3 protein-coding genes are annotated in these 3,187 nt (G+C 44.9%); all 3 read left to right on the top strand.

The window, feature by feature from the left end; translation table 11 throughout:
- Positions 1 to 107: 107 nt before the first annotated feature.
- The 3 genes from ispG to ctpC all read left to right on the top strand — a co-directional run bounded on the left by ispG (position 108) and on the right by ctpC (position 2,986).
- Complete coding sequence (gene ispG, locus ACYTXL_RS18475) at positions 108 to 1,334, top strand: (E)-4-hydroxy-3-methylbut-2-enyl-diphosphate synthase (RefSeq protein ID WP_461926016.1); 1,227 nt, start codon at positions 108 to 110, stop codon at positions 1,332 to 1,334.
- An 87-nt stretch (positions 1,335 to 1,421) separates the two neighbouring features.
- Complete coding sequence (locus ACYTXL_RS18470) at positions 1,422 to 1,616, top strand: hypothetical protein (protein ID WP_461926015.1); 195 nt, start codon at positions 1,422 to 1,424, stop codon at positions 1,614 to 1,616.
- Between the two features lie 86 nt (positions 1,617 to 1,702).
- Positions 1,703 to 2,986: a carboxyl-terminal processing protease CtpC gene (gene ctpC, locus ACYTXL_RS18465; protein ID WP_461926014.1), complete on the top strand. Its 1,284-nt coding sequence runs from the start codon at positions 1,703 to 1,705 to the stop codon at positions 2,984 to 2,986.
- Positions 2,987 to 3,187: the final 201 nt, after the last annotated feature.

The raw sequence follows: 3,187 nt of genomic DNA, 5'->3' as shown, positions 1-3,187 counted from the left end.
TTTTTTTTCAACTTAATCGCCCAAAAAAGCTCTAGCTGTGGCAATCTGAGAGACAGAGACTTATCAAACCTGATATTTTAGCTACAGCAAATTTACCTGATAGGGTTATGCAAACTCTACCGACTCTTACAACTTCTAACACCACAGTAGATCAACCTATCTTTGATACAACTATCAAGCGGCGTAAAACCCGTCCCGTAAAGGTGGGAAATGTCACCATTGGCGGCGTCTACCCCGTTGTGGTGCAGTCAATGATTAACGAAGACACTCTTGATATTGATGGTTCCGTGGCTGGTATTCGTCGTCTGCACGAAATTGGCTGCGAAATTGTCCGCGTCACAGTGCCGAGTATGGCTCATGCTAAAGCTTTAGCAGAAATTAAACAAAAATTAATTAAAACTTACCAAGACGTGCCAATTGTGGCTGATGTCCATCACAATGGGCTGAAAATCGCTGTGGAAGTCGCCAAGCATATAGAAAAAGTGCGGATTAATCCGGGCTTGTATGTGTTTGAAAAACCAAATGTCAATCGAACTGAGTATACTAAAACCGAATTTGACGAAATTGGCGATAAAATCCGTGAAACCTTAGAACCTCTGGTAGTTTCCTTGCGAGATCAAGGTAAATCGATGCGAATTGGGGTAAATCACGGTTCCCTCGCTGAAAGAATGCTATTTACCTACGGTGACACCCCCGAAGGCATGGTAGAATCTGCCATAGAATTCATTCGCATCTGTGAATCTTTGGATTTCCGCAATTTGGTAATTTCCATGAAAGCCTCACGAGTGCCAGTGATGCTAGCCGCCTATCGCCTGATAGCCAAGCGCATGGATGATCTAGGTATGGATTATCCGCTACATTTAGGCGTTACCGAAGCCGGTGATGGCGAATACGGGCGAATTAAATCTACAGCTGGTATTGCTACCTTACTTGCTGATGGGATTGGCGATACAATTCGCGTCTCACTTACAGAAGCACCAGAAAAAGAAATTCCCGTCTGTTACAGCATTCTCCAAGCTTTGGGATTGCGAAAAACGATGGTGGAATACGTCGCCTGTCCTTCCTGTGGACGCACTTTGTTTAACCTAGAGGAAGTGCTGCACAAAGTTCGGGAAGCCACTAAACACTTAACAGGTCTTGACATAGCAGTTATGGGTTGTATTGTCAATGGACCAGGAGAAATGGCGGATGCCGACTATGGTTATGTTGGCAAAACACCTGGTTACATTTCTTTGTATCGTGGCCGAGAGGAAATTAAAAAAGTCCTAGAAGATAAAGGTGTAGAGGAATTAATTAACCTGATTAAGGCAGATGAACGCTGGGTAGAACCATAAAGGGGCTAGGGGAGTGGGGAGTAGGGGGAGTGAGAATTTTAGATTTTGGATTTTCGATTGAAATTTAATCCAAAATCCAAAATTGAATTGCCTAATACTTCTCTACGAGAGGCTGCGCCAACGGCTTCTCTACGAGACCCTTCTCTACGAGACGCTACGCGTAGCTTGCTTCCACGAAGTGGTACGGCAAGCTCAGGGCATCGCGCTACGCGAACGCTCAGTAGAAGTGCCCAATGCCCCACTCCCCAGTTGCCAGATTGTCAAGTATTTTGTTTAAACTAGGAATACATATTCGGTCTGTACAGTGGTAGCCTGTGTTAGATTGAGCATACTGATATATATATATTCCCTCTGACCCAGCTGTGATTATGGTCATTACAAAAAGTAGGCTTGTTTTGGGTGCTACGGCAGTGACACTCTCCACGATCGCTGTTATTAGCCTTGGCATTCACTCGCGAGGTCAGGCTTTATTTAAAGCAAGTCCCAAAGAATTGGTAGATGAAGTTTGGCAAACAATTGACCGCCAATATGTAGACGGTACTTTTAATCAGCTAGATTGGCCGGCTGTTCGTAAAGAGTACTTGAGTAAGTCCTACAGTAATCCCCAGGAAGCGTATAAGTCCATTCGGGAAATGCTCAAAAAGCTACAAGACCCATACACCCGGTTTATGGACCCAGAGGAATTTAAGAATATGCAAGTGGACACCTCTGGAGAACTAATAGGTATTGGGATCACGATTAGTCAGGATGAAAAAACGAAGCAATTGGTTGTAATTGCGCCAATCGAAGATACACCAGCCTTTAAAGCTGGTGTTTTGGCGAAAGATATCATCCTCAAAATCGACGGCAAAGATACTAAGGGGATGGATAGCAATCAGGCAGTATCCTTGATTAGGGGTCAAGCAGGAACGCAAGTCAGCCTGACAATTGGGCGCGATGGTCAGACAAAAGAGTTTAACATCAAACGGGCGCGGATTGCAATCCATGCGGTTAAGTTTTCCCAGAAGCAAACTCCAGCAGGGAATCTTGGCTACATTCGCTTGAACCAGTTCAGCGCCAATGCTGGTCAAGAAATGCAAACCGCCATCAAAAATTTAGAAACCAAACGGGTAGCTGGGTATATTCTGGATCTGCGTGGTAATCCAGGCGGCTTACTCTTCTCTAGTGTGGATATTGCCCGGATGTGGATAGATAAAGGTAAGATTGTCTCCACCGTTGAACGCCAAGGAGAAGGAGAAAAGGAAGAGGCAAACGGACGAGCGTTGACAAATAAACCCTTGGTGGTACTGGTAGATAAAGGTTCAGCCAGTGCAAGTGAAATCCTCTCAGGGGCTTTGCAGGATAATAAGCGTGCTACTTTGGTTGGTACTCAAACCTTTGGTAAGGGACTGGTGCAATCGGTGCGTCCCTTGGAAGATGGTTCAGGATTGGCGGTGACAATTGCTCATTACTATACCCCCAGTGGTAGAGATATCAATCATAAAGGCATTGAGCCAGATGTGAAGGTGGATTTGACCAAAGCGCAGATCGAGGAGTTGTGGCTGCATGGACGTGAAAAACTCGCTACCCTAGCAGACCCTCAATTCGCTAAAGCAGTGGAAGTCATAGGTAAACAAATTACTGCTAAGGCCACGCCCACAGCAGAAAAATGAAGAGTTAGGAATAAAGTTAGGAGTGAATAGTGAGGAGTTAGGAATAAAAACCATCATTGACAATTTCTAAGGGACTTCCAAGAAATAAATTACTACTACTTGTGGGGTGGGCGTCTCGCCCGCCCAGTAACCAAAGGCTCTCGTGTCGCCCACCCCACAATAAATAGTTGGATATTTTTTTATTTGGAAGTCCCTAACTCT

It is taken from the genome of Nostoc sp. (genome assembly GCF_054880495.1).
Note: the sequence above shows the minus strand (reverse complement) of the source record. Positions and strands in the feature narration are given on the sequence as shown.

Coding starts and splice junctions, on each gene's coding strand:
- ispG (WP_461926016.1), top strand. CDS start 108: ATGCAAACTCTACCGACTCTTACAACTTCTAACACCACAGTAGATCAA.
- ctpC (WP_461926014.1), top strand. CDS start 1,703: ATGGTCATTACAAAAAGTAGGCTTGTTTTGGGTGCTACGGCAGTGACA.